Source organism: Streptomyces sp. NPDC014894, from assembly GCF_043080985.1.
Lineage (GTDB): Bacteria > Actinomycetota > Actinomycetes > Streptomycetales > Streptomycetaceae > Streptomyces.
Map to the genome: position 1 here is coordinate 143,439 of NZ_JBIBWD010000002.1, position 21,342 is coordinate 164,780.

Annotated in this window: 19 protein-coding genes and 1 pseudogene; 7 read left to right on the forward strand and 13 right to left on the reverse strand. The window is 70.9% G+C overall.

Features of this window, described 5'->3' with window-relative positions; translation table 11 throughout:
• The first annotated feature begins 32 nt into the window (after positions 1-32).
• Both ACF089_RS04755 and ACF089_RS04760 read left to right on the forward strand, forming a co-directional pair.
• Positions 33-1,055, forward strand: coding sequence for a LacI family DNA-binding transcriptional regulator (locus ACF089_RS04755; protein WP_392021857.1), 1,023 nt, complete (start codon positions 33-35; stop codon positions 1,053-1,055).
• 345 nt (positions 1,056-1,400) lie between these two features.
• Complete coding sequence (locus ACF089_RS04760; protein WP_392021860.1) at positions 1,401-1,673, forward strand: hypothetical protein; 273 nt, start codon at positions 1,401-1,403, stop codon at positions 1,671-1,673.
• Positions 1,674-1,717: 44 nt separating this feature from the next.
• Here the strand turns inward: ACF089_RS04760 and trxA are convergent, their stop codons facing one another.
• Positions 1,718-2,191 carry a thioredoxin gene (trxA, locus tag ACF089_RS04765; protein WP_392021862.1) on the reverse strand — a complete coding sequence of 158 codons (474 nt, stop codon included), beginning with the start codon at positions 2,189-2,191 and terminating at the stop codon, positions 1,718-1,720.
• Between the two features lie 36 nt (positions 2,192-2,227).
• Here trxA and ACF089_RS04770 point away from each other — a divergent pair, with 36 nt between their 5' ends.
• Entirely contained in the window at positions 2,228-3,661 is a 1,434-nt protein-coding gene (locus ACF089_RS04770; RefSeq protein WP_392021865.1) for a dihydrolipoyl dehydrogenase family protein, read from the forward strand.
• A 34-nt stretch (positions 3,662-3,695) separates the two neighbouring features.
• Here ACF089_RS04770 and ACF089_RS04775 read toward each other — a convergent pair.
• A pseudogene (locus ACF089_RS04775) lies at positions 3,696-4,627 on the reverse strand (IS5 family transposase).
• Between the two features lie 919 nt (positions 4,628-5,546).
• Here ACF089_RS04775 and ACF089_RS04780 point away from each other — a divergent pair.
• Entirely contained in the window at positions 5,547-6,143 is a 597-nt protein-coding gene (locus ACF089_RS04780; RefSeq protein ID WP_392023349.1) for an ATP-binding protein, read from the forward strand.
• A 569-nt stretch (positions 6,144-6,712) separates the two neighbouring features.
• Here ACF089_RS04780 and ACF089_RS04785 read toward each other — a convergent pair.
• Both ACF089_RS04785 and ACF089_RS04790 read right to left on the reverse strand, forming a co-directional pair.
• On the reverse strand, positions 6,713-8,035 hold the full coding sequence (locus ACF089_RS04785; RefSeq protein WP_392021867.1) for a glycoside hydrolase family 18 protein: 1,323 nt from the start codon (positions 8,033-8,035) through the stop codon (positions 6,713-6,715).
• A gap of 618 nt (positions 8,036-8,653) precedes the next feature.
• Positions 8,654-9,523: an alpha/beta fold hydrolase gene (locus ACF089_RS04790; RefSeq protein ID WP_392021870.1), complete on the reverse strand. Its 870-nt coding sequence runs from the start codon at positions 9,521-9,523 to the stop codon at positions 8,654-8,656.
• A gap of 83 nt (positions 9,524-9,606) precedes the next feature.
• Between ACF089_RS04790 and ACF089_RS04795 the strand changes: the two genes are divergently transcribed.
• Positions 9,607-10,218, forward strand: coding sequence for a TetR/AcrR family transcriptional regulator (locus ACF089_RS04795; RefSeq protein ID WP_392021872.1), 612 nt, complete (start codon positions 9,607-9,609; stop codon positions 10,216-10,218).
• 243 nt (positions 10,219-10,461) lie between these two features.
• On the opposite strand, the gene ACF089_RS04800 is transcribed toward ACF089_RS04795, so the two are convergent.
• The 6 genes from ACF089_RS04800 to ACF089_RS04825 all read right to left on the reverse strand — a co-directional run bounded on the left by ACF089_RS04800 (position 10,462) and on the right by ACF089_RS04825 (position 16,266).
• The gene (locus tag ACF089_RS04800; protein ID WP_392021875.1) at positions 10,462-10,953 is read right to left on the reverse strand and encodes a hypothetical protein; all 492 of its coding nucleotides are present in this window, start codon (positions 10,951-10,953) and stop codon (positions 10,462-10,464) included.
• 236 nt (positions 10,954-11,189) lie between these two features.
• On the reverse strand, positions 11,190-11,594 hold the full coding sequence (locus ACF089_RS04805; RefSeq protein ID WP_392021878.1) for a hypothetical protein: 405 nt from the start codon (positions 11,592-11,594) through the stop codon (positions 11,190-11,192).
• Positions 11,595-11,942: 348 nt separating this feature from the next.
• Positions 11,943-12,560 (reverse strand): hypothetical protein, encoded by a 618-nt coding sequence (locus ACF089_RS04810; RefSeq protein WP_392021882.1) that lies wholly within the window; start codon positions 12,558-12,560, stop codon positions 11,943-11,945.
• Positions 12,553-13,302 carry an SDR family oxidoreductase gene (locus ACF089_RS04815; RefSeq protein WP_392021885.1) on the reverse strand — a complete coding sequence of 250 codons (750 nt, stop codon included), beginning with the start codon at positions 13,300-13,302 and terminating at the stop codon, positions 12,553-12,555. Before ACF089_RS04815 ends, ACF089_RS04810 begins: the two co-directional genes overlap by 8 nt.
• Positions 13,299-14,255, reverse strand: coding sequence for a helix-turn-helix transcriptional regulator (locus ACF089_RS04820; RefSeq protein ID WP_392021888.1), 957 nt, complete (start codon positions 14,253-14,255; stop codon positions 13,299-13,301). The genes ACF089_RS04815 and ACF089_RS04820 overlap by 4 nt, the downstream gene beginning before the upstream one ends.
• Positions 14,256-14,730: 475 nt before the next feature.
• A complete protein-coding gene (locus ACF089_RS04825) occupies positions 14,731-16,266 on the reverse strand; it encodes an MFS transporter (RefSeq protein WP_392021890.1) in 1,536 nt (511 codons plus the stop codon).
• 103 nt (positions 16,267-16,369) lie between these two features.
• Between ACF089_RS04825 and ACF089_RS04830 the strand changes: the two genes are divergently transcribed.
• Complete coding sequence (locus ACF089_RS04830) at positions 16,370-17,272, forward strand: helix-turn-helix domain-containing protein (RefSeq protein WP_392021893.1); 903 nt, start codon at positions 16,370-16,372, stop codon at positions 17,270-17,272.
• Positions 17,273-17,379: 107 nt separating this feature from the next.
• Here ACF089_RS04830 and ACF089_RS04835 read toward each other — a convergent pair whose 3' ends face one another.
• The 3 genes from ACF089_RS04835 to ACF089_RS04845 form a co-directional block, all read right to left on the reverse strand.
• Positions 17,380-17,991, reverse strand: a complete 612-nt coding sequence (locus ACF089_RS04835; protein ID WP_392021896.1) for a DUF2165 domain-containing protein — start codon at positions 17,989-17,991, stop codon at positions 17,380-17,382.
• A 78-nt stretch (positions 17,992-18,069) separates the two neighbouring features.
• Positions 18,070-19,323, reverse strand: coding sequence for a hypothetical protein (locus tag ACF089_RS04840; protein WP_392021898.1), 1,254 nt, complete (start codon positions 19,321-19,323; stop codon positions 18,070-18,072).
• 61 nt (positions 19,324-19,384) lie between these two features.
• Positions 19,385-20,671, reverse strand: a complete 1,287-nt coding sequence (locus tag ACF089_RS04845; RefSeq protein ID WP_392021901.1) for an OmpA family protein — start codon at positions 20,669-20,671, stop codon at positions 19,385-19,387.
• Positions 20,672-20,769: 98 nt separating this feature from the next.
• Here ACF089_RS04845 and ACF089_RS04850 point away from each other — a divergent pair, with 98 nt between their 5' ends.
• The gene (locus tag ACF089_RS04850) at positions 20,770-21,333 is read left to right on the forward strand and encodes a hypothetical protein (protein WP_392021904.1); all 564 of its coding nucleotides are present in this window, start codon (positions 20,770-20,772) and stop codon (positions 21,331-21,333) included.
• Positions 21,334-21,342 lie beyond the last annotated feature (9 nt).

Here is a 21,342-nt window from a genome sequence, read left to right on the forward strand (position 1 = left end):
CCCCGGATCGTTCTGGAAAGATGCCCAGGGCGATGAGCCAGACACCCAAGCAATCCGCCGAACGCCCCGTTCCCACCAGCGCCGATGTCGCCCGGTTAGCGGGGGTTTCCCGGGCCACCGTCTCGTACGTGCTCAACAACACGTCGTCGGTGCGCATCAGCGAGCCCACCCGCCGCCGCGTCCGGGAAGCCGCCGAGGAACTGGGCTATGTGCCCCATGCCGCGGCCCGCAGTCTGCGGGCCGGACACACCCGGATGGTCCTGCTGCCCGCCGGGACCTTCGCGGTCGGCCCGCTGTTCCACCAGTTCTTCAGCGAACTCCAATGGGCGCTCAGACGCCTGGACTACACGGTGGTGCAGTACGGCAGCCTCGGCCTCGACGGCGACGAGGCGGCCCGGGCCTGGGCCGAGCTGAGACCCGTCGCGGTCGTCTCGCTCGGCGAGGTCGGACTCACCCCGCAGGGGGTCGAGATCCTCAAGCGCTCCGGCGCGAAGGCCGTCATCAGCCTCGCCCCCAGCCCGGTGACGGGCGCGCACTGCCTGGTCATGGACCAGAGCGAGATCGGCAGCTGCGCCGTCACCCATCTGATCCAGCGCGGACGACGGGCCGTCGGAGTCGTCATGCCCTGGGAACCGGGCCTCGAACACTTCGCCGAACCCCGCCTCGCGGGCGCGCGCCGGGCCGCCGCGCTCGGCGGAGCCCGTATCGAACGGCTGCCGCTGGCCTACGACGAGGAGTCGGCCGCCGCGCTCGCCGCCGACTGGCGGGAACTCGGCCTCGACGCGGTCTACGCGTACAACGACGACTACGCCATGCTGCTGATGCGCGCGCTCCAGGAACAGGGCGTCGACATACCCGGGCGGACCGCGGTGATCGGCGCGGACGATCTGCTGCTGGGCAGGCTGCTGCGGCCCCGGCTGAGCACCGTGCACATCGACATGGTGACCGGACGGCTGCTGGCCGAGATCGTCGACCGCGTGGTGCGCGATCCGGCGGACCGGCCCGAGACCCGCGATCTGATGCGAGCGAGGGCCGTGCATCGCGAGTCGAGCTGAGCGAAGGGTGCGCGTCGGGGTCCGCGTCGGCACCGGTGCCGACGTCGGCGTCCGCGGGGACCCGGTTCTCCGTCTCCCGGCGTCTCGGCGCCCGTACGCGGGATCTCGCTCCCCGTCGGCCGGGATGCGGAGGGGGCGCTCTGTGCCTAGCGTCGCGCGCATGGACGATGCTCGCACCACCGACAGCGGCACGCGCACGCGCGCCCGGAACCGTGCCCCGAGCGGCCCCGGCGAGAACCGGCACGGACACGCGTACGGCGCCGTACCCGTACCCGACATCGGATCCCGACCCGGTTCCGGTTCCGGACCCGTACCCGGACGCGGACCTCGGGCGGAGGCGGCCCGGTGACGCACGACGCGCGGCGCTTCGAAGTCCTGATCGTGCCCGAGCACGCGGAGGGACACGACGCGGCGACCCTCTCCGAGGTCGCGATCCGCTCGGCCGTGGTCGCCGTCACGGGCGAGACCGGGGCCTCCGGCTACCCGCGCTACGCGGGGGAGGGCGTCGTCGCCGACATCGACCCCGCCACCCGTACGGTCGAGGCCCTGCTCGTGGACGGCGCCGAACTCGACTACGGGCTCTCGGCCCGGGTCCGCGAGGCCCCCGAGCCCCGCTGAACCCACACCCCCGGCGCCCCGTCCCCGCGGGGCGCCGGCTCGCGTCAGGCCTTCGGGGCCTCGCCGTTCCCCGCGGCCGCCTCAGCGGTCTTGATCGACTGGCGGACCTCGTCCATGTCCAGCGCACGGGCCTGCCCGATCACATCCTCCAGCACCGCCTCGGGCAGCGCGCCCGGCTGGGCGAACACGGCCACATTCTCGCGGACGATCATCAGCGTCGGGATGGACTGGATCTCGAACGCGGCGGCCAGCTCCTGCTGCGCCTCCGTGTCGACCTTGGCGAAGACCAGGTCGGGGTGACGCTCGGCGGCCCCTTCGTACACCGGGGCGAACTGCCGGCACGGGCCGCACCACGAAGCCCAGAAATCGATCAGAACGAAGTCGTTGTCGGAAACGACCTGATCGAAGTTCTCCTTGGTGAGCTCTACAGTGCTCATGACGTGGTTACCTCTCCCTGTGTCCGGTGACTCGCCCCCGACAACGGCGCCCGGGGCCGTGCTATTCCTGCCCCTGCCCATGTGGCCAGGAGACACACCCGGTACCAGACTGTCCCTATGACCGAAGCTGTGGAGTTTGACGTCGTGGTGCTGGGCGCGGGCCCCACCGGCGAGAATGTGGCCGACCGGCTGCGGGCTGCGGGCCTGAGCACGGCGGTCGTGGAGAGCGAGCTGGTCGGCGGCGAGTGCTCGTACTGGGCCTGTATGCCCAGCAAGGCCCTGCTGCGCCCGGTGCTCGCCCAGGCGGACGCCCGTCGCCTCCCCGGACTGAGCCGGTCGGCCGAGGGCCCCCTCGACGCCGGGGCCGTACTCGCCCGCAGGGACTCCTTCGCCTCCCACTGGAAGGACGACGGCCAGGTCTCCTGGCTCGATTCGACCGGAGCCCGCCTCTACCGGGGGCGCGGCAGGCTGGACGGGCCCAGGCGGGTCGTCGTGGACGGCCCCGAGGGCGAGCACCAGGTGCTCACCGCCCGGCACGCGGTGGCCGTCTGCACCGGCAGCCGCGCCGTCCTGCCCGACCTCCCCGGCATCCGGGGCGCCAAGGCGTGGACCAGCCGCGAGGCCACCAGCGCCCACGCCGTACCGGGCCGGCTCGCGATCGTCGGCGGGGGAGTGGTCGGCGTGGAGATGGCCACCGCCTGGCAGGCCCTCGGCTCCCGGGTCACCCTGCTGGTGCGCGGCGACGGTCTGCTGCCCCGGATGGAGCCCTTCGTCGGCGAGCACATCGCCGCCGCGCTCACCGAGGCGGGCGCTCAGGTCCGCACCGGCGTCTCCGTCGCCTCCGTGGAACGCCCCGACGCCTCCGGACCCGTCACCCTCGTCCTGGACGGCGGCGAGCGGATCGAGGCCGACGAGGTCCTCTTCGCCACCGGCCGCGCCCCGCGCACGGACGACCTGGGCCTGGACACCGTGGGCCTCGCGCCCGGCTCCTGGCTCACCGTCGACGACAGCTGCCGCGTCGAGGGCAGCACCTGGCTGTACGGCGTGGGCGACGTCAACCACCGCGCCCTCCTCACCCACCAGGGCAAGTACCAGGCCCGCATCGCGGCCGCGGCCATCGCCGCCCGCGCCCAGAAGGTCCCCCTGCTCGAAACCGACCGCTGGGGCGCCCACGCCGCCACCGCCGACCTCGCCGCCGTCCCCCAAGTCGTCTTCACCGACCCCGAGGCCGCCTCCGTCGGCCTCTCCCTCACCGAAGCCGAATCCGCCGGCCACCGCGTCCGCGCCGTCGACCACGACCTCGCCGCCGTCGCCGGCGCGAGCCTCTACGGCGACGACTACAAGGGCCGCGCCCGCATGATCGTCGACCTCGACCGCGAAATCCTCCTTGGCGTCACCTTCGTCGGCCCCGGCGTCGGCGAGCTCCTCCACTCCGCGACCATCGCCGTCGTCGGCGAGATCCCCATCGAACGCCTGTGGCACGCGGTGCCGGCGTATCCGACGATCAGTGAGGTGTGGTTGCGGCTGCTGGAGGCGTACAGGCAGGGGTAGCTGACCGGGGCCTTACTAGGCACTGTTTCTCGGATCATGTTCGGAGCCAGATGACGAGGGCTGCGAGGGTGACGGTGCCGAGGTAGACGTAGGCACGTTTCTCGTAGCGGGTGGCGACGGCCCGGAAGCCCTTCAGCCGGTTGATGGCGCGTTCTACGGTGTTGCGCTTCTTGTAGCGCTCGCTGTCGAAACCGGTGGGCCGTCCGCCCCGGGAACCGCGGTTCCTGCGGTGCCTTTGCTGGTCAAGGCGTTCGGGGATGGTGTGCCGGAGGCCGCGTCGTCGCAGGTAACAACGGTTCTTGCGTGATGTGTAGGCCTTGTCCGCCAGGACATGCCGGGGCCGGGTCCGTGGCCGTCCGACTCCGGCCCGGGGCACGGAGACTTGTTCCAGCACGTGCTCGCGCTGGGGGCCGTCACCGTAGTGTCCGGGTGTCAGGACGAGGGCGAGGGGTCGGCACCGCCCGTCGGCGGCGAGGTGGATTTTAGTGGTGAACCCGCCTCGGGAGCGTCCGAGGCATTCGCCGACCTGACCACTTCCTCCAGCCGGACCTTCAGTTTCCGCAGAACCGGATCGACCTGGTTCGTCCCCTGGACGGCCCCCTTTTGAGGATCTCCGGCCGCCGGCGCCTTCCTCGCGCCGGCGGCGTGCTGGTGGGCCCGTACCACGGTCGAGTCCACCGAGAGGTCCCAGTCGATCCGGCCCGCGGTATCCTCGGCGGCCTGGACACGCGACAGGAGCATTTTCCACGTTCCATCCGCCGACCAGCGGCGATGCCGCTTGTAGACGGTCTCCCACGGCCCGAACCGCTCCGGCAGATCCCGCCACTGCACTCCCGTCCGCACCCGGTAAAGCACCCCGTTGATCACCCGCCGGTGATCACTCCACCGGCCCCCACGGGCACCGCCAGGAGGCAGGAACGACTCCAGCCGTCCCCACTCCGCATTCGTCAGATCCCCACGACCCATACCACCAGCCTGACGCCAACACTCCACTCACGTCAGGAGATCCGAGAAACAGTGCCTAGGCGCCCCGCAGGCAGAAGCAGGCGGGCCTGTCAGACGACGGTGGGCCGGGGACTGGATAGCTCACAAGGTGCTCGGTCCGGGGCTCGCCCTCTTGCGCAATGCTCTGTCCGGAAAGCATCGAGAGCGATGTGTGACGCGTGCGCTTCAGGTACTGGCACACGTCGGGCCCTCAGGTCGGGTAGCCCGATCTCTGCGATGTCCCACGGGGGGCTCCGGGGCGGAGAGCGCCGATCCCCGTGGTGAGTGATGCGCGAGAGTGACGAGGGTCGCTCAACTTCCCATGACGGATGTCCATCACAGCCAGGGCGACGCCGTTTCCATGAGGGCGCCCACAGGGCTGGCGGGGCGATGCCGCATGGTGACCTCGGCTGGTCCGGCCTGGAGTCTCCCTGTTGACGGTCCCGCTGCTGTCGCTTCTTCGGTGGGAAGTGGCCCACGACCTGAACGAAGCGGGAAGCGGATGGTTGGGAACCGATCTCTTTGGGGGCCGTTGTCGACCGTACCCAAAGAGATCGCGAGAAATGTATTAATTCTCGCGATCTCTTTGGGTACGGATGCCTTGAACCCTCCTGTCCCGGAACCTCTGGGAGCGGTCGGCCATCGGCATGGTTTCTGTAGGAGTGAACGCATGCAGTTCATGACTTCTGTAAGGAAGGAATCCCCGCTTGGGCGGGGAATGCGACGGTTCGAAGCAGCCGACGCAATGAGATCGGGGATCATCCCCGCCTTTGCGGGGACCTGAGCTTGACAGAGATGCTAGCAGCTAAACCTCGTGACCAATAGGAGCGGTCGGAGTCTGTGCAGGGGACCCTGCGCGCCTGGTGGTCTTTCGATATCTTGGCAAGAGGGGGTTGATGTGGTGGGCTCGAAGCTATTGACCTGCTCGTGTGTTACGCGGGGAGCTATCTTGAGAAAGTTTCTATCAGATTGTTGGTTGGACTCGCATGAGGAGGCCGAGCCCGATATTTTGAAGAAGAAGTTCCCAGGTCGTGCAGAACAGGTCGGCCGAGCCCGCGACTGGACACGGGGCGAGTTGCAGGGTGAACCATTTTTGGATGACGCATTATTTATTGTGGGCGAGTTGAGTGCGAACGCCGTCATACATACTGCCAGCGGATTGGCTTCCGGTGAATTCTGTCTGGAGTTCGGGGTGTCGGAGCGGGTCTTTACCTTGTCGGTTGTGGACGAGGGTGGAACGGATGGCACTCCTCGCTGGAAAGGCTATGACGGTGAGGCTGAGAATGGGCGAGGTCTTGACATCGTCTTGGGTCTTGTCGGTCGGGTCGTGATTCACCGAGCCTCCGCTGGATTGAGAGTCGCTGTAGATTTTCAGCGCGCCTCAGACTCTCCGGAGCCGGGGCCCGAGCGAGGGCCGGAAACGCCAAATCCGCTCCGATCAGCCGTTCGGTGGTTGGGTTCCGCCTGTGCGTCACTGTTCCGTCCGCGTCCCCGGTGACGGCCCGGGGCGCCCTGTCGGCCACCGTGTTCACCACCGCACACACTTGACCGTCGTGGCCAACGAGGCAACGCCCAAGGGGCCGCTGACACAAGGAGCCGATGGCCCGTTCCGCAGACATGTCCGCATCCAACCACCCTACGCCGACACTCCCTTTCTCCATCAGATGGTTGCCGATGCGATGTACGTCATGTGACGGCAAGAGGTCGCTGACTTCATACGTAAAGGGACGAGGACAGGGATGCTCGCCGGATTCCAGAACCTCAGTTTCCGCATCTCCGTGCCGTCGCTGCTGATGCTGTGGTGGGCAGGGCAGCATGGAGATGTCCCAGGTCTATCGGAGGCCGATATGGTGTGTCCTTTGCGGCGGTTGCTGGAGAGCTACCGCGGTTGAGCGCGAACCGACCTCGACGACCCGAACGACGAGAACCGCTTCAGCATCGAAGCCTGGGGCGCGCGGATGGAGCTGCGCGCCATTCAGCGCCGCGATCGCGAGGAATCTGTGTACGCGGCCGCCGCACCCGGTGGCGGCCGGGCCGCCCCGCCCGCCACCGGGTCGCCACCGCAGGTCAGCGCCGCAGACCGCGGTCCAGTGCGGCGATCAGCGAGCCCTGGGCGTCATCGCCGTCCAGGGACCAGACCATCACACCGCCGAGACCGTTCCGCTGGGTGTAGCGGGCCTTCTGGGCGGCGGTGGCCGGGGTGTCGTAGGTCCAGAACTCGGTGCCGTCGTACTTCCAGGCCGCGCCGTGCTTGCGGTCGGTGTGCACGGCGCCCGGCAGGTCCTTAATGGCCTTGTAGGGCAACTGGCCGCCGCCGCGTGGGGACATGCCGGTGGCGGGCTGGTAGAGGCCGTTCTTCGTCCCGGCGGGCACTCCCGTCCAGCCGTAGCCCCAGGACGGCACCCCGAGCACCGCCTTGCGGGCCGGCAGGCCGCCGGCCAGGTAGTGCCGCACCACCCGGTCCGCGCTGTAGCTGTGGCCGATGCCGGAGGGGTCGGCCGGGTCGGTGTAGAGGTTCGCCTGGTGGTTGGTCGGGCCCTGCGGCTCCCAGGAGCCGTGCATGGTGTAGGTCATCAGGTTCAGATAGTCCACCTGGCGGGCGACCTTTCGCAGCTCCAGCCGGTCCGCGACGTCGGTGTTGGCGGCGACGGCCGCCGTCAGCAGATGGCGCCCCCGCCCGCCGTCGCCCAGCGCGTCCAGCTGCCGCCGGAACTCGGCCAGCAGCAGGGTGAAGTTGCGGCCGTCCTCGGGGCGCACCGAGTTGTCCGGCAGACCGTCGCCGCCCGGGTGCTCCCAGTCGAGGTCGATGCCGTCGAAGACGCCCGCGCCGCTGCCCGGGCCGCCCTCCGACGAGCCCAGCCGCGGCAGGTCGCCCTTGATGTAGAGGTCGACGCAGGAGGCCACGAACCTCTTGCGCGCGGCGTCAGTGGCGGCCACGTCCGAGAAGTACTTGGACCAGCCCCAGCCGCCGATCGAGATGACGGCTTTCAGGTGGGGGTTCTTCGCCTTCAGCTTCCGCAGCTGGTTGAAGCTGCCTTTCAGCGGCTGGTCCCAGGTGTCGGCGACGCCGTCCACCGAGTCGGCCGCGCCGATCGGGCGCTGGTAGTCGGCCCAGGCGTCGGCCTGGTCGGCCAGGTTGTCCTCGAAGCAGGTGCCCTCGGGGGAGATGTTGCCGAAGGCGTAGTTGATCACGGTCAGCTTCGCCGCCTGGCCCGAGTCCTGGACCTTCTTGGCGGAGAAGCCGCTGTAGACGCTCCACGCGGGGAAGTAGGCCACACGATGGCCGGGCAGCCGGCGGCTGTCGTCGTCATCGGCGTGAGCGGTCACGGGGACCGCGACGAGCGAGGCGAGCAGAGCCGTCGCCAGGAACGCGGAGGTGCGTCTGAACATACTGGTGGCCTTGTCTGAGTGGGGTCAGATGGTCTGTACCAATCGCGAGTAGAGATCTAGTCCATCCGGAGGGTGCACACAAGAGACCGAACCGCACGAAGTGGCTTGGCGTGCTTAGAAATTGACGGAGTATCAGTTAATCGGCTGCGCAGTACGTACGGCAGAGTGCCGCCGTTGCCGTAGCGGTCCGCTTCACCGGGGGTGTCGACGCGGACCACCGCGTCGAACTCGACCGAGCCCCCGGTGGCCGGTGACACCGGTCATGGTGAGGGCCTCTGATGTGGTGGAGGCGTCTGGCCTCACCACGCGGAAGTGCCCGTCCCGCCAGGTGAGGACCAAATCGATGAGACCTATTGGATTCTTCGGAGAGCTGTGCCCAGGAAACCCTTCAACGGATGGCGGGCGAGCCCCGGCCGAGGAGGGGGCCCGCGCGCCGCGACAACGGTACGAGCTGACGCTGATCGCGCCCGGAACTTCCCCGGGCCGTGGTCGTGAGGGCTCATCGCGACCCTGTGACATGCCGGCGACCGCGCACGGCACCATCGGCGTCAGCTCTGTTCCCCCGCTCCGCTCCGCCGGAGGAAGGCGCGCGGTCCCACGGGCCGCCGGCTCCGGGGCTCAGGCGGGGGTGGTGCCCGCCGGGGCCGCGCCCGCAGGTGTGGTGTGGATGAACTCTCTGATCAGACGGGCGGTCAGCGCGGGCTGGTCGCGCATGACCCAGGTGCGGCTGTCGGGGACGGCCTCCAGGCTGGCGCCGGGGATCAGGGTCGCGAGCCGCTCGCCGTGGGCGTAGGGGAAGATCCGGTCCTCGCGGGCGAAGGCGATCAGGGTGGGCCGGTCGAAGGAGGCGAGTCGCTCGGCGGCGTCGAGCAGGGCGGCCGGGCCGAAGTGCCGGGTGAACTCGGCGCAGTCGCGCCGGACGCCGGGGTCGCGGAAGAAGGTCCCCATCCACTCGTCGATCAGATCGTGGGGCAGCGCGCCCTTGGTGAGCAGTCCGTAGGCGAAGGGCAGGCGGCGTGCGGCTCGCAGGCGGAGGGCCTGGAAGGCCAGGGTGAGCAGACCGGGCACCCTGGCGGCGGGGACGAGCGATCTGAACCAGACGGCGGGGCAGTTGTCGAAGCACTCGCCGCTGGTGAGGACGAGTCGGCCGACCCGCTCGGGGTGGCGGGCTGCGACGATCTGGGCGATGGCGGTGCCGAGATCGTTGCCGACGAGGGTCACCCGGCGCAGGTCGAGAGCGGTGAGCAGATCGGCGACCAGACGGGCGATGCCCGGCAGGCTGAGATCGGCGCCGCGGTTCAGCGGGATGTGATGGGCGCCGAGGGGCAGTTCGGGGGTGATGCACCGGAAGTCCGGGGCCAGCCGCTCGACCATCGGCTCCCAGAGCCCGCCGCCCATGAGGTAGCCGTGCAGGAAGAGGACCGGCTCGCCCCCCTCTCCGGTGTCCTGGTAGCCGACGGTTCCCTGGTCGAGCGTGATCTGCGGCATGTCGAACGCCCCTCGCGTCAAATTACATACAGACTGTATGTACGTAGAGTGCATGCAGACTGTATGAAACTCAAGGGGGCAGGATGGAACCGACCGCTACCAAGCACACCAGGCGTTCCCGTGCGACCAGGGAGGCTCTTGTCGCCGCCGCCCGGGGGCTGTTCGCCGAGCGCGGTTACGCGGGCGTCGGTACCGAGGAGATCGTCCGTGCTGCCGGGGTGAGCCGCGGAGCGCTCTACCACCAGTTCCGGGACAAGTCCGATCTCTTCGACGCCACCGTGCAGACGATCGAGGCCGAGCTGACCGAGCGGATCGCCGACCAGGTCATGGGGACCGCCGACGACCCGGTCCAGGCCCTCAAGGAAGGCGCGCGCGCCTTCCTGCACGCCTTCGCCGAGCCCGACGTGGAGCGGATTCTGCTGCTGGACGCCCCCGGGGTGCTGGGCTGGCGGCGCTGGCGGGAGATCGGGCAGGAGCACGGCCTCGGGGTGATCGCGAAGACCCTGGAGGCGGCGATGGCGAGCGGAGCCCTCGCTGCCCGACCGGTGGCCCCCCTGGCCCACGTCCTCCTCGGCGCCCTCGACGAAGCGGCGCTGGTGGTCGCCCACTCCGACGACCCCGCCGCCACCCGTGCGCAGATGGCCGACACCCTGGAAGACCTGTTGGACGGGCTCCTTGCCGGGGGTGGGCGATGAGGGCTGGACGCCGGCGGGCGGACGGCATCCAACCCTCATGCCCAGCGACGCGCCGATTGTTCTGATGCGGGCTGCGCGGGAGCCCCGCCCTGAAATCGTCGGCCGGGCGCGCCGTTCCCGCTCGCACGCCGAGGAGTGCCCGGCCGGCAGGTCCCGTACGGAGAAGCCTTCTGCGGCCCGGGCGTCCGAGTCCTCGGGCCCCGCCTTGAGGCGGCCGCAGCGAGGCCACCGCCGCCGTCCGGCTCAGCCTTCGCCAGGGGGCCGGTCCTCCAGGGCGGTGATCAACCTGACCGGGAGGTCCGTGTCCTCCTGGATGACGGCGACGATCAGTGTGCGGCCGTCCAGTCCCCACTTCCGGAACGCGATGAACTCGTCCGTGTCGTCCGCCGTTCCCTCTGCCTCGACCAGGCCGTCGGCGAGGGACGACGAGAGGATCTCGGGGAGAAACGCGGACAGAGCTTGCTCGCCCTCCTCGTAGACGGCTTCCGCATCCTCGAAGTAGCCCGTTCCGTCGTCGTCCGCGTTCCGCATCCAGACGGTGAATTCGACGCGGACGCCGCCGTCGTGGGGGTGGACCCAGCCGCCGATGCCGTCCTTGTCCCATGAGGTCTCGAAGCCGTTCTTCGGACGCCCTTCTGGCATCCAACCCTGGGCCGCGAAATGCGCCGACACGCCTTCGCCTGTCAGCGGGACGATGTTCCGGACGCTCTTCAGCAACTCGACTACTGCGGCCATGCGCTCAATTCACTCATGCCGTCGCCCGGTACGTGATGGGCCTTGAGGGTGCCGTTGGCGACCGCCTCGGGAAAGGCTCATGCCGGGGCCACGTTCACCGGAGCATGCGCCCCGATGAATGAGGTCGGCGGGGTCCGTGGCGGTCGCGGTACGCCGGTCGGCAGCAGGGCGACGGGACGGTGAAGCCTTCGGCGGGGCCTTTATGGCGTTGCTGATCACCGGCTTGCCCGTTCCCATCAGGGGCGGTTTGTACGGGAGTACAGCTCCTTCAGCTGTGCGAGCTGGTCGAGCCAGAAACTCTCCTTCTGCCGGGGTGACGCCTTCGCGGGCAGCAGATCGAGTTCCCGGGCGAGTCCGAAGAATCCGGATCCGGGCTCGTTGCTGTTGAGGTAGAAGACGAGGGCGGAGAGCATCAGTCCGGACTCCGGGTGGTTGCGCTGGACGATCAGCCACAGCAGGTGGCCCATCGCGGCGCGTTCGTCTGCTCGGGAGAAGTCGAACCCGGATCTGCCGGTGCGCCGGACGAGGATCGCGTTGAGCTCTGTGTACGAGGTCGGTCTGTCCAGCCCGGCCCGTTCGATCAGGAACTCCAGGCCGGCTGAGGTGAGGTCGGCCCACTCCTCTTGGCTGCGTCCGTACAACGAACCCCCTCTGCTCGATTCCGATACCGATACCGAAGTATGCCGCCGAACCCCGTGGGGCAGGGCGGCATGACGACGGTCGACGCCGCCCATGACCGCCGTACTCCTGAGCTGCGGCCGGCGCCACCGGCGGTCTCGACCACGAGAGGGAGCCGTCGCCGTGTGCCGGAGGCCGGTGCGGGACGAGGGCGAGTGTGCGGTGGTGACGCACGTCAACGAGGTGCCGCACCTCGGGCGGGGCGGGCTCGGCGCGCGATGGGCGGGTACGGCCGGTGTGACGGAGGTGTGCGGTGCCCTGCCGGGAGGAGCCGACCGCACCGGGCGGTGCGTCACCGGCACACGCCCCGCTCAGGAACCTGTCGCGGGATCGTCACGGACAGGGGCGCGCCGGGCCCGTACCTCCGCGAGGAGTCGTTCGGCCCGTCGCGACCGGCGCAGCAGATGGGGGGCTCGCGCGCCGGCGGCGGCGAGGGCCGTCACGGGGAGGGGGCGGCCGGCCAGGACGGCGAGGGCGATGGACCAGGGCGGGACGCCCGCGAGGGCGCAGACCAGGACGGCCACCCGGGGCGTCCACGGCAGGAGCGAGAGGAGGGCGAGGGCCCAGACGCCGTGCCGCGCCACGAATGCGCCGGACTCGCGCAGCTCGCTCCGGGCCGGCACCAGCGCGCCGGCGGCCTCCATCAGCCAGGGCCCGGCCAGCTGCGCGGCCGTCGCCGTCAGGAACGCGCCGGCGGCGGAGGCGGTGACGAAGGTCAGGGCGATCGTCAGCCAGCGGCGGGGGTGGAGCGCCGAAACCCCCATGAGCAGCATCTGGTTGGGCATGGCCGGCATCGCGTAGTCGCCGAGCGGGAAGAGGGCGAGCGCGGGAAGGAACCACGGACGGTGCGCGGCGCGGTCGAGCCGTACGAGGATCCGTCCCGCGCGGGTGGTGGGGCCGTGCGGAGCGGCCGTGCGGACGTCAGCCATGCCGGAGGGCGCGGTAGCCGAGCGAGGGCGCGATACGCATCAGGGCGGGCAGGTAGCGCGTCTTGCCCACGTAGATGTCCGTCCGGTCGCGGCGGATCCCCTCGACGGTCGCCCGCGCCGCCTCGGCCGGGCTGATCTTTCCCCGGCCCCGGCCGGCGGTCATGTCGGTGTCGACGAGGGGGAGGATCACGTCCATCACCCGGACATGGGGCGCGGCGTGCTCGCACTGGTAGCGCAGGGCCCGGGTGAACGTCCGGACCGCCGACTTGGCGGCGCAGTACACGGGCGCCGAGGCCTTGGGGACGACGGCCAGACCGCTGCTGATGTTCACGATCGCGGCCGAGGGCCGGCTGCGGAGATGGGGGAGCAGGCCCGTGGAGAGCGTGACGACGGCGTCCAGATTGACGGCCAGCTCCCGGCGCAGGACCGGTCGGAGGTCGCGGGGACGGGCGGTGAGGAAGTCGCTGAGGTTCTGGACCCCGGCGTTGTTGACGACGACGGAGACATCGGGATGACGGCCGGGCAGCCCGTCGCTGAAGGCGTCGACCGAGTCCGGGTCCGAGAGGTCCAGCGCCTCGGCCGACACCCGGTCGCCGTGCTCGGCCGTGAGGTCCGCGAGCCCGTCGGGATCACGGCCCACGGCGACCACCCGCGCGCCGTCCGCGATCAGTCGCCGGGTCAGCGCCCGGCCGATGCCACGGGTCGCGCCCGTGACGAGAACCGTTCTGCCGCTGAGGTTCATGACGTTCTTCTCCTCGTCTGTCCCATGGTGCGGCCCTCTCGCTCGTCGGGGGCCGGCTGCCGGAACGCCGCGCGGTAGACCGCTGGAGTCATGGCGGTCCGGAGTTTGAAGTGGCGGGTGAAATGGGCCTGGTCCGCGTAGCCGCAGGCGAATCCGATGACGCTCACGGCGTGTCCGCTGCGCATGAGCAGCTCGGCGGCGACTTCCGTACGGACCGTCCCGAGCAGTCCGCTGAAGCCGCCCGAGCCCGCCAGCCGCCGCTGGAGGCTCCGCGCGGGAATGTCCAGCTCGGCGGCGAGGCAGCCGAGCCTCCAGCGGCGCGCGGGGTCGGCGACGAGCAGGCCGCGCGCCCGCGAGACGACATCCCGGCCGGGAGCCTCCGTACGGGCCCTGGCGGCGGGTGCCGAGCGCGACCAGGCGAAACGCCACAGACCGCTGTCGTGCGCGGGCGGCGACGCCGTGAAGACGCCGTTCGCGTACACGGCGACCGGCCCGGCGCGGCCGACGGAGACCGTGACGTCCCGGGCCCCGCACAGGGGCAGCAGCGCCGTCAGCACACCGAGGACGAGGGCGTCCTCGGCGGGATCCGGCGCTTCCCCGGCGGGTCCGACGTGCTCCGCGACGAGATGTCCCGGACCGCGCTCGCGGACCGCCACACGGTGACGGGAGTGGGTGAACCGCTCCAGCCGCTGCCACCGCCCGAACAGGTCGTCCGGGGTGACGGCGCCGAGCAGGGCGGCGACGGCGGGGTCGAAGGAGACCGCCGACATCATCGAGCCCACGCGCAGCAAGGGCAACAGGCCGTGGTCACGGGCGAGGCCCGTCAGAAATCCCCGCTTCGCCGCGAAGGGCAGCAGGGCCCCGTCGCTCACGGGCGCGACGGCCTCGATCCCCTCGGCCGCCAGCGCGCGCTGGACCAGTTCGAGCAGCCTGGCGCTCGCGTACTCCTCCATGACGACCGACCGTCCCTTCCTCCCGCTTTCCGGCAACGGTAGGTCCGGCCCCGGGAGGTGTCTTGAACGATCACGCCATGCCGGTGAGGCGCCCGGGGCCGCCGACCACTCGCCCGGGGCCGCCGACCACTCGGCCGGGGCGGTCGACAGCGAGGCGACCCGGGTCACATCGGCCCGTCTCGCGGTCGCCCGCCGGGGAGCCGCCTGACGGTCGCGCGACGAATCCGCCGACGCCCGCCCGCCGCTCCTCACCGACGCGTTCCCGCCCCAGCGCAGCGCGTGTGCGACGTAAGGGCTGCTGTTACGAGGGCGGTGGCCCGATCGCCGCGCCCGGTCCGGGCGGGGGCGCTCGGTGCGGAGCGGCCGTCGACGGCGGATCTTCGGCGGACCAGCCCCGAGAGGCCGGACGTTCAGGGGCCCGGCGGGGCCGGCCGGTCGAGCCCGACGGGGGTCGCGGCCGGGCGGCGGGACCGATTCACCGAACGCCCCCGCTCTCCCCGCCGGTGGCCTCGACCAGGTGCTCCTCCCCGGCGTCGCCCGTGCCGGGGGAAGACTTCGGAATCCAGCGCAGGGCGAGCACGCCGAGCGCGATGTGGAGGGCGCCGGCGGTGGCGGCGACCACGTGCAGACCGGTGACGAAGGCGGCCTTCGCGTCGCCGATCGCCTCGGGGGCGAGACCAGGGATACGGAGTGTCTCGTTCAGGGTGTCGGCGAGGTCCGGCCCCTGGAGCCGGAAGAGCAGGGTGGCGAGCGAGCCGAGGAGCGCGATGCCGAGGGCGTTGCCGATCTCGTTGCCGGTCTCGGCGAGCGCCGCCGCGGACCCGGCGCGTTCCGGGGGAACCGCGGAGACGGCGGTGTCGGCGACGACGCTGAAGGAGACGCCGTAGCCGAGTCCGGCGACGATGGTGGACGCGATGTACCAGCCGGTCCCGGCGGAGGCGTCGGCGGACAGCGGCAGGAGCAGAAGCAGACCCGCGGCGACGCAGAAGTGGCAGGTGATGAGCGCCGCTCGTCTGCCGATCCGCCCGACCAGGGCCGGTGTGACGACGCAGGTGACGGTGAGGACGGCCGCGCCGGGGATCGTGAGGAGCGCCGCGTCCAGGACGGGCAGCCCCTGTACGGACTGGAGGTGGACGCCGGCCAGGTAGGCGGTGGCCGACCAGGCGGCCAGCGGCAGCAGACCGGTGATGATCGCGACCGTGAACACCCGGTCGTGGAACAGGCTGAAATCGATCAGCGGGTGCTCCAGCCGTCGTTGGCGCCGGGCGAACCACCCCAGGCCGACGACTCCGGCGACTCCGGCGGCCGCCGTCGCGGCCGTCGGCCCCTCCGCGGCCGCGTGCTTGATCGCGTAGATGGTCAGCAACAGGCCCGCGGCCGAGAGCAGCACGCTCAGGGCGTCGACGCGCCCGGCCCGGACGGTGCGTACCTCACGGAGCAGGAACGGCGCCAGCACCAGGAACAACAGGACCACGGGCAGATTGATCAGGAAGACCGATCCCCACCAGAACCTGCTCAGCAGCTGTCCGCCGACGAACGGGCCGATCGCGAACCCGGCGGCGAAGGCGGCCGCGAAGATTCCGATCGCCCTCGCCCGACGGCGGCGGTCGGTGAAGAGCTCGCTGAGCACCGCCAGCGCCGACGGCAGCAGGGTGGCCCCGGCCACGCCCATCAGCGCCCGGAAGGCGATCAGCAGTTCCGGTCCGGGCGCGAGCGCCGCTCCGGCCGAGGCGACGCCGAACACCGCCACTCCGATCATCAGCAGCCTGAGCCGGCCGTACCGGTCGCCGATGCCGCCGAAGGCGACGAGCAGCGACCCGACCGCGAATCCGTAGACGTCCAGAATCCACAAGGCCTGATCGGCGCTCGGCGACAGGGCCTCGGTGACCTTGGGCATCGCCAGGAACAGGACCGAACCGTCCATCGCCACGAGCAGTACGGGGCCGAGAGTCGCCAGGAGACCGAGCCACGCCCGCAGGCCGGGCGGTCGGGAGACACACTGATCATTCATGTCTCCGACGGTGCGGCTCCGGGCGCCCGCCGACCAGACCCCCGTCATGGGTACACCTCGCGGGGACACCCGGGCGGGGACGGACCTCGCCTACGCTCGGGGCATGGAACTGGAGAGCCTCGGGGCGTATCTCAAGACCCGCCGCGACCGGGTCACGCCCGCCGACGTCGGACTGCGCGTCCACGGCACCGCGCGGCGCGTACCGGGCCTGCGCCGTGAGGAACTCGCCCAGCTGGCCGGTGTCAGCGTCGGCTACTACATCCGGCTGGAACAGGGCCAGTCCGGCACCGCGTCCCCGCAGGTCCTCGACGCGCTCGCCCGGGTGCTCCGGCTCGATCCGGTCGAGACGGCCCATCTGCACAACCTCGCCCATCAGCCCGCCGTACCGCGTCTGGAACGCCCCCGCGCCGAAAGCCCCCACCCACGCGTGCTGACGCTCCTGGCGTCCCTGGGGGAGAGCGCGCCGGCCGTGCTGCTCGGCCGCCGCGGCGACGTACTGGCCTGGAACCGCGCCGGACACGCCCTCGTCGCGGAACACCTCGACTTCGACGCGCCCCGCGATCCCGCGCGGCGGCCCTCCATCCCCCGGATGTTCTTCCTCGACTCCCTCACCCGCGACCTCCACCGGAACTGGGACGAGCTGGCCCGTATCCATGTCGCCTATCTCCGGCTGACCGCGGGCCGCCATCCCACCGACGCGCGACTGGCCGAACTGGTCGGCGAACTCGCCATGCGCAGCGCCGACTTCGCCTCGCTGTGGGCCGCGGGAGACGTCGCCGACTGCACCATGGGCACCATGCGCCTGCGGCACCCGACCGTCGGGGCCGTCGACGTCGACTACCAGGTGTGGCTCCAGCCCGACAGCCCGGACCACCGGCTGGAGGTCTACACCCCCAACGACGAGGCCTCGGGGGACGCGCTGCGCCTGCTGTCCGGCCGGGCCGCCGACGGGCGGGGGCGTGGGGACGCTTCTTTGGGGGCGTCGGCGCACGGGACGGGCATCTGAGCGCCGAGTCGCGGAGTCGCGTGGTGCGCGGACGGTACGGGCCACCGCCACGGCACCGTCTCACGCCGTCGGCGGCCCTCCCCGGGTGAGGACCGCCGTACCCCCTTCTACGATGTCCGGCCGTCCTCCCCGTCGCCGCGCGCGCCGGGCAGATGAATCAGTACGAGGACGAAGGCCGCCAGCATCACATTGCGTCCCGCGGGCTCCAGACCGTTCCAGTCGGACGACTGCCACATCTGGAACCACTCGCCGCCGATCACGATGAAGCCGAAACCGAAGAGCAGCAGGACCATGATCAGCCCCAGCGTGGTCGTCCGGCGCGCCCGGTCGAGGTCCCCGCGGCTTGCGCTCCGCAGTCCGCGCACCCACGGCCACAGGGCTCCGAGCAGCACGGCGGCGGCCAGCGTCTCCCAGGCGATGATGGCCACGTAGGCCGCGTCGGCCACAGCGCGCGACTCGATCGCCCGCCACATGACGTCCTCGTCCCGGAAGGTGGTGTCCATGGCCAGGACATGGCGGACGAATTCACGGTTCGTTCCGAAGTCGGTGATGTTCCCGAACGCGACCAGGGCCATATAGACGGCGACGATGCCGGTGAGCACGGCCCCCGCGACCGGCAGGCTCCCGAACCGCAGCACCCGCTGCCCTCCCGCCCCGCCACGGACCTCGGCGGCCGCCCCGCCCGGTATGCCGTTGGTGTCCTTGCTGTCCTTCGTCATGGAATTCCCTTCCGTTCCAGCGCACTTCACCGCGCGTTGATCATGGGCATCGTTCCATGTCGGCGGTTCGGGCGACCGTTACACCGGTCCGAGCTGGCGATCGAGCCGGCTGATCAGGTCGGCCCGGTGGGCCCGCAGTTCGTCAGGTGCACAGACTTCGGCGATACGGTGGGCCTCGATCAAGGGGCCCAGCTCCGGCGGAGGTTCGACCACCCCCGAGAAGAGCGGGGCGGGCCAGACACCGACCGGGCCATGGGCATCCGTCGTTCCTGGCAGTGCCTGCGGCTCGGGCGGGAGATGTCCGGCCTGGCCGTGCACCATACGAGCGGTGAGGATGGCCGCCTCCCAGACGCGCATGCTCTCCAGACGTACGTGGGAGGACAGTTCGTCCCGCAGCGCGCACAGATCGCTCCAGGACCGCTCGTGGTCCCGCAAGGCGTCCCCGGCTCGTCGCACCAGCACGGCGTAGGCCATTCGGGAGCGGAGCGCCGCACGGCGGGCCTCCGCGGCGCTGTCCGCGTACGGATTGTGGGCGATGACCTTGATCGCCACGGCGGTGAGCGCGAGGACGAGCATGAGCAGCGCGACCCAGCCGGGTTCGTACCTGGAGCCCTCGATCTCCGAAGTGTCCAGTCCGGTGTCCCTGGCTCGCAGAAGGGCCCATACCGCGACGGTGATCAGCACGGCGCCGAGGTACAGCGCGGGTACGACGAGCGAGACGCACAGCGCCACGCCGAAGCGGCGCTCGCGCAGCGCGTGCAGACGCTCCCGCAGCCGGTACAGGGGTGCCGCGACCGCGTGTCCGGAGAGCACCAGAGCGAGGGCCAACACGGCCCCGGGCAGGAAGGAGACGATCTGGTCGATCGGCGAGACGGTCTCCTCGCTGCTGGTGAGATAGCGGAAGACCTGCATGAAGTACCACGCGTCGAACAAGGCCATGGCGATGATCACCGGCCAGCGCAGTACGCGTATCCACAGTTCACGGCGGCGGCGGTCGTACGCCCCGTCCTCGGCGTGCCGTGCCTCGACCTTCTCCTGGGCGGCCCGTGTGGTCCGGAGGGAGGCAGTGGCCTCGAAGCGAGCCAGGGACTGGACGGCCTGCTCGGCCCTGGCATGGGTGCCGATCGTGCGAACCCTGGCATCGGACAGCTGATCGCGGTTCCGGCCGACGAGTTCGGCGACTTCGCGCGCGGCGCGCAGCAGCATCCGCATCTCGCCGTTGTCCAAGTGCTCCGGGTCTCGCTCCGGGCTGTGCTCAGAGCTGTTCACCAGGTCCCGGACATCGCATCCGCAGCCGTGGTGGCAGAGGGCTCCCCGGTGGTTCAGGGACATGGCGCACATCCTTTTCAGTGGTTCCGCGCAGACGTGTTGCGGCAGGTGACGACTCGGGCGGTCAGCGGCGGCGCAGGGTGACATCGATCTCCACGCGCCGGTTGCATGCCATCGCCGCGTGATGCGGCAGTCCGTCGCGGTACTCCGGGCGGCACTTGGGTCGGTCGTCGGAGTAGCCGCGGGCGGTGGCCGCGATTCCGCGATCGCGCAGCGCCAGCCGGACTGCCTGGGCACGGTCCAGGGAGAGCCGCTTGCCCTGTTTCTCGCTTCCTCGTGAGTCGGTGTGCCCGAGGACCGCGACGGAGAGCGCGTCCAGCTCCCGGATCCGGCGTGCGGAGCGGTCCAGGCTCTCCCGTGCCGTCGGCGACAGCTCCGCACGGTCGGTGGCGAAGAGAACGGACCCCGGCAGGGTGAGGGTGACGATCCGCCCGGCGGGCCGCTCGGAGGCCACCGGGAATGTCACCACGGGTTCGCGGACGCCGGTGGAGCCGCCCCGCTCCGCCGCCGGGCGGGTACGGGCCGTGGCCGCCACTTTGCAAGAGGACGCCCCGGTAGCCCGGCACAACTGCTCCCACAAGGTGGTCAGCCAGGCCGTCTGGGGCGACGACGGCGCCGCGCCCCGGGCGGAGCGGCCCAGGCCGACCACGCTTACCTCGGCTCCTGCCAGGTCGGGCAGTTCTCCCGCCCCACGGCAGCGCCGCACCAGGGCCTCGATCTCGTCCCTGCCGTCGAAGCCCGCAGCGCGCAGATCCGCACAGCCTGTGTTGGTCAGGCCGTCCGTCGCCACGACGATCCTGCGGTCTCCGTCGCGACCGAGTTGCTCGCCCGCCGCGGCCATCGCGCCGAGCAGATCGGTACGGCCGGTGCCCGGCGCCTGCGCGGAGAGCTTCCGCAGCCGGTCCTCAAGACATCCGCGGCGCGCGTTGCGTCGGTCATTCTTGAGGGTGTCGTTGCCCTTCACGGGCGGAACGGACACGTTCTCCACATCCCAGTCGACGGTGGCGCGGGTTCCGTCGAAGGCGGCCACCGACAGTTCTGTGCCCTCCAGTTCCGGCAGGACCGCCGCCCGCTGGGACAGCACCGTCGTCGCCCAGTCCGGCACCGGGACGTCCGGCCCGGTGCCCTGGTCCGGCCGGGAGGACGGGCTGACGTCGACGAGCAGTGCGGTACGGGGGCGGTCCTGGTCGCTCCGGGGCGTGTCCCCGGGACGGTCGAGCCAGCCACAGGGCCTGGCTTGGGGTGTCTCGAAGGCGCTGCAGCCGCTGCCCGCCAGCAGGGCGGCCAGGGCCAGGACGAGGGCGGTCACCCGTTGAGCGGGCGCACGGGTCATGAAGGTCAGGGGATTCACGGGCTCTCCAAGAAGGGGGAAACCACATTTCTGACTGTTCTCACGTCGGTCTGTACGTGTTACTGGGACCCCGACCACTCGGTGTCAGGAGGTCTCCCATGACAAGCGCCACCCCTACCGCCACCGGCCCGGCGACCTGTGCCACGGCAGCCGCTGCGACGGACGTGACGCAGGCGGCGGGCCTTCGGTCAGGCCTCGCCGTCTACACCTCGCTCCAGGCGTCGGCCCAGTTCGCCGATGCCAAGGCGGGCATTCTCGGCGCGGTTCAGGCAGGGCTGATGGCGACAGCCTTGCCTCATGGCGGTGCGGTCCGGGACGCGTGGGAGCGGGGCGGGCCGCTCGCCTGGTGCGCGGTGGGCCTGCTCCTGTTGCAGGCGACGGCGTTCCTGCCCGCCGTCACCTGCGTCATCCAGGCGTTGCGTCCCCGGTTGGGCCCCCCGCCGGCTCCGAACAGGTTCAGCCTGCCGTTGCTGGCGTCGGCCGACGGCAGCGTGCCGCCGGCCGACGAGAGCAGTGAGTGCAAGGAGATCTGGCAGCTCATTCCGATTCTGGCCCGGGTGGCCATGGCCAAGAACCGCCATATCGCGCGGGGGGTCGGCTGGACCGGGCTGATGGCCATGGCCGCCGGTCTCTCCTTCGCGGCCCGCCCGCTGCTGCCGTGAGGCGCGCCG

What these genes read in the sequence shown, in the direction of transcription:
- ACF089_RS04755 (WP_392021857.1), top strand. Translation starts at nt 33, where the DNA reads ATGAGCCAGACACCCAAGCAATCCGCCGAACGCCCCGTTCCCACCAGC.
- trxA (WP_392021862.1), bottom strand. Translation starts at nt 2,191, where the DNA reads ATGGGCAGGGGCAGGAATAGCACGGCCCCGGGCGCCGTTGTCGGGGGC.
- ACF089_RS04770 (WP_392021865.1), top strand. Translation starts at nt 2,228, where the DNA reads ATGACCGAAGCTGTGGAGTTTGACGTCGTGGTGCTGGGCGCGGGCCCC.
- ACF089_RS04785 (WP_392021867.1), bottom strand. Translation starts at nt 8,035, where the DNA reads ATGTTCAGACGCACCTCCGCGTTCCTGGCGACGGCTCTGCTCGCCTCG.
- ACF089_RS04790 (WP_392021870.1), bottom strand. Translation starts at nt 9,523, where the DNA reads ATGCCGCAGATCACGCTCGACCAGGGAACCGTCGGCTACCAGGACACC.
- ACF089_RS04795 (WP_392021872.1), top strand. Translation starts at nt 9,607, where the DNA reads ATGGAACCGACCGCTACCAAGCACACCAGGCGTTCCCGTGCGACCAGG.
- ACF089_RS04800 (WP_392021875.1), bottom strand. Translation starts at nt 10,953, where the DNA reads ATGGCCGCAGTAGTCGAGTTGCTGAAGAGCGTCCGGAACATCGTCCCG.
- ACF089_RS04810 (WP_392021882.1), bottom strand. Translation starts at nt 12,560, where the DNA reads ATGGCTGACGTCCGCACGGCCGCTCCGCACGGCCCCACCACCCGCGCG.
- ACF089_RS04815 (WP_392021885.1), bottom strand. Translation starts at nt 13,302, where the DNA reads ATGAACCTCAGCGGCAGAACGGTTCTCGTCACGGGCGCGACCCGTGGC.
- ACF089_RS04820 (WP_392021888.1), bottom strand. Translation starts at nt 14,255, where the DNA reads ATGGAGGAGTACGCGAGCGCCAGGCTGCTCGAACTGGTCCAGCGCGCG.
- ACF089_RS04825 (WP_392021890.1), bottom strand. Translation starts at nt 16,266, where the DNA reads ATGAATGATCAGTGTGTCTCCCGACCGCCCGGCCTGCGGGCGTGGCTC.
- ACF089_RS04830 (WP_392021893.1), top strand. Translation starts at nt 16,370, where the DNA reads ATGGAACTGGAGAGCCTCGGGGCGTATCTCAAGACCCGCCGCGACCGG.
- ACF089_RS04835 (WP_392021896.1), bottom strand. Translation starts at nt 17,991, where the DNA reads ATGACGAAGGACAGCAAGGACACCAACGGCATACCGGGCGGGGCGGCC.
- ACF089_RS04840 (WP_392021898.1), bottom strand. Translation starts at nt 19,323, where the DNA reads ATGTCCCTGAACCACCGGGGAGCCCTCTGCCACCACGGCTGCGGATGC.
- ACF089_RS04850 (WP_392021904.1), top strand. Translation starts at nt 20,770, where the DNA reads ATGACAAGCGCCACCCCTACCGCCACCGGCCCGGCGACCTGTGCCACG.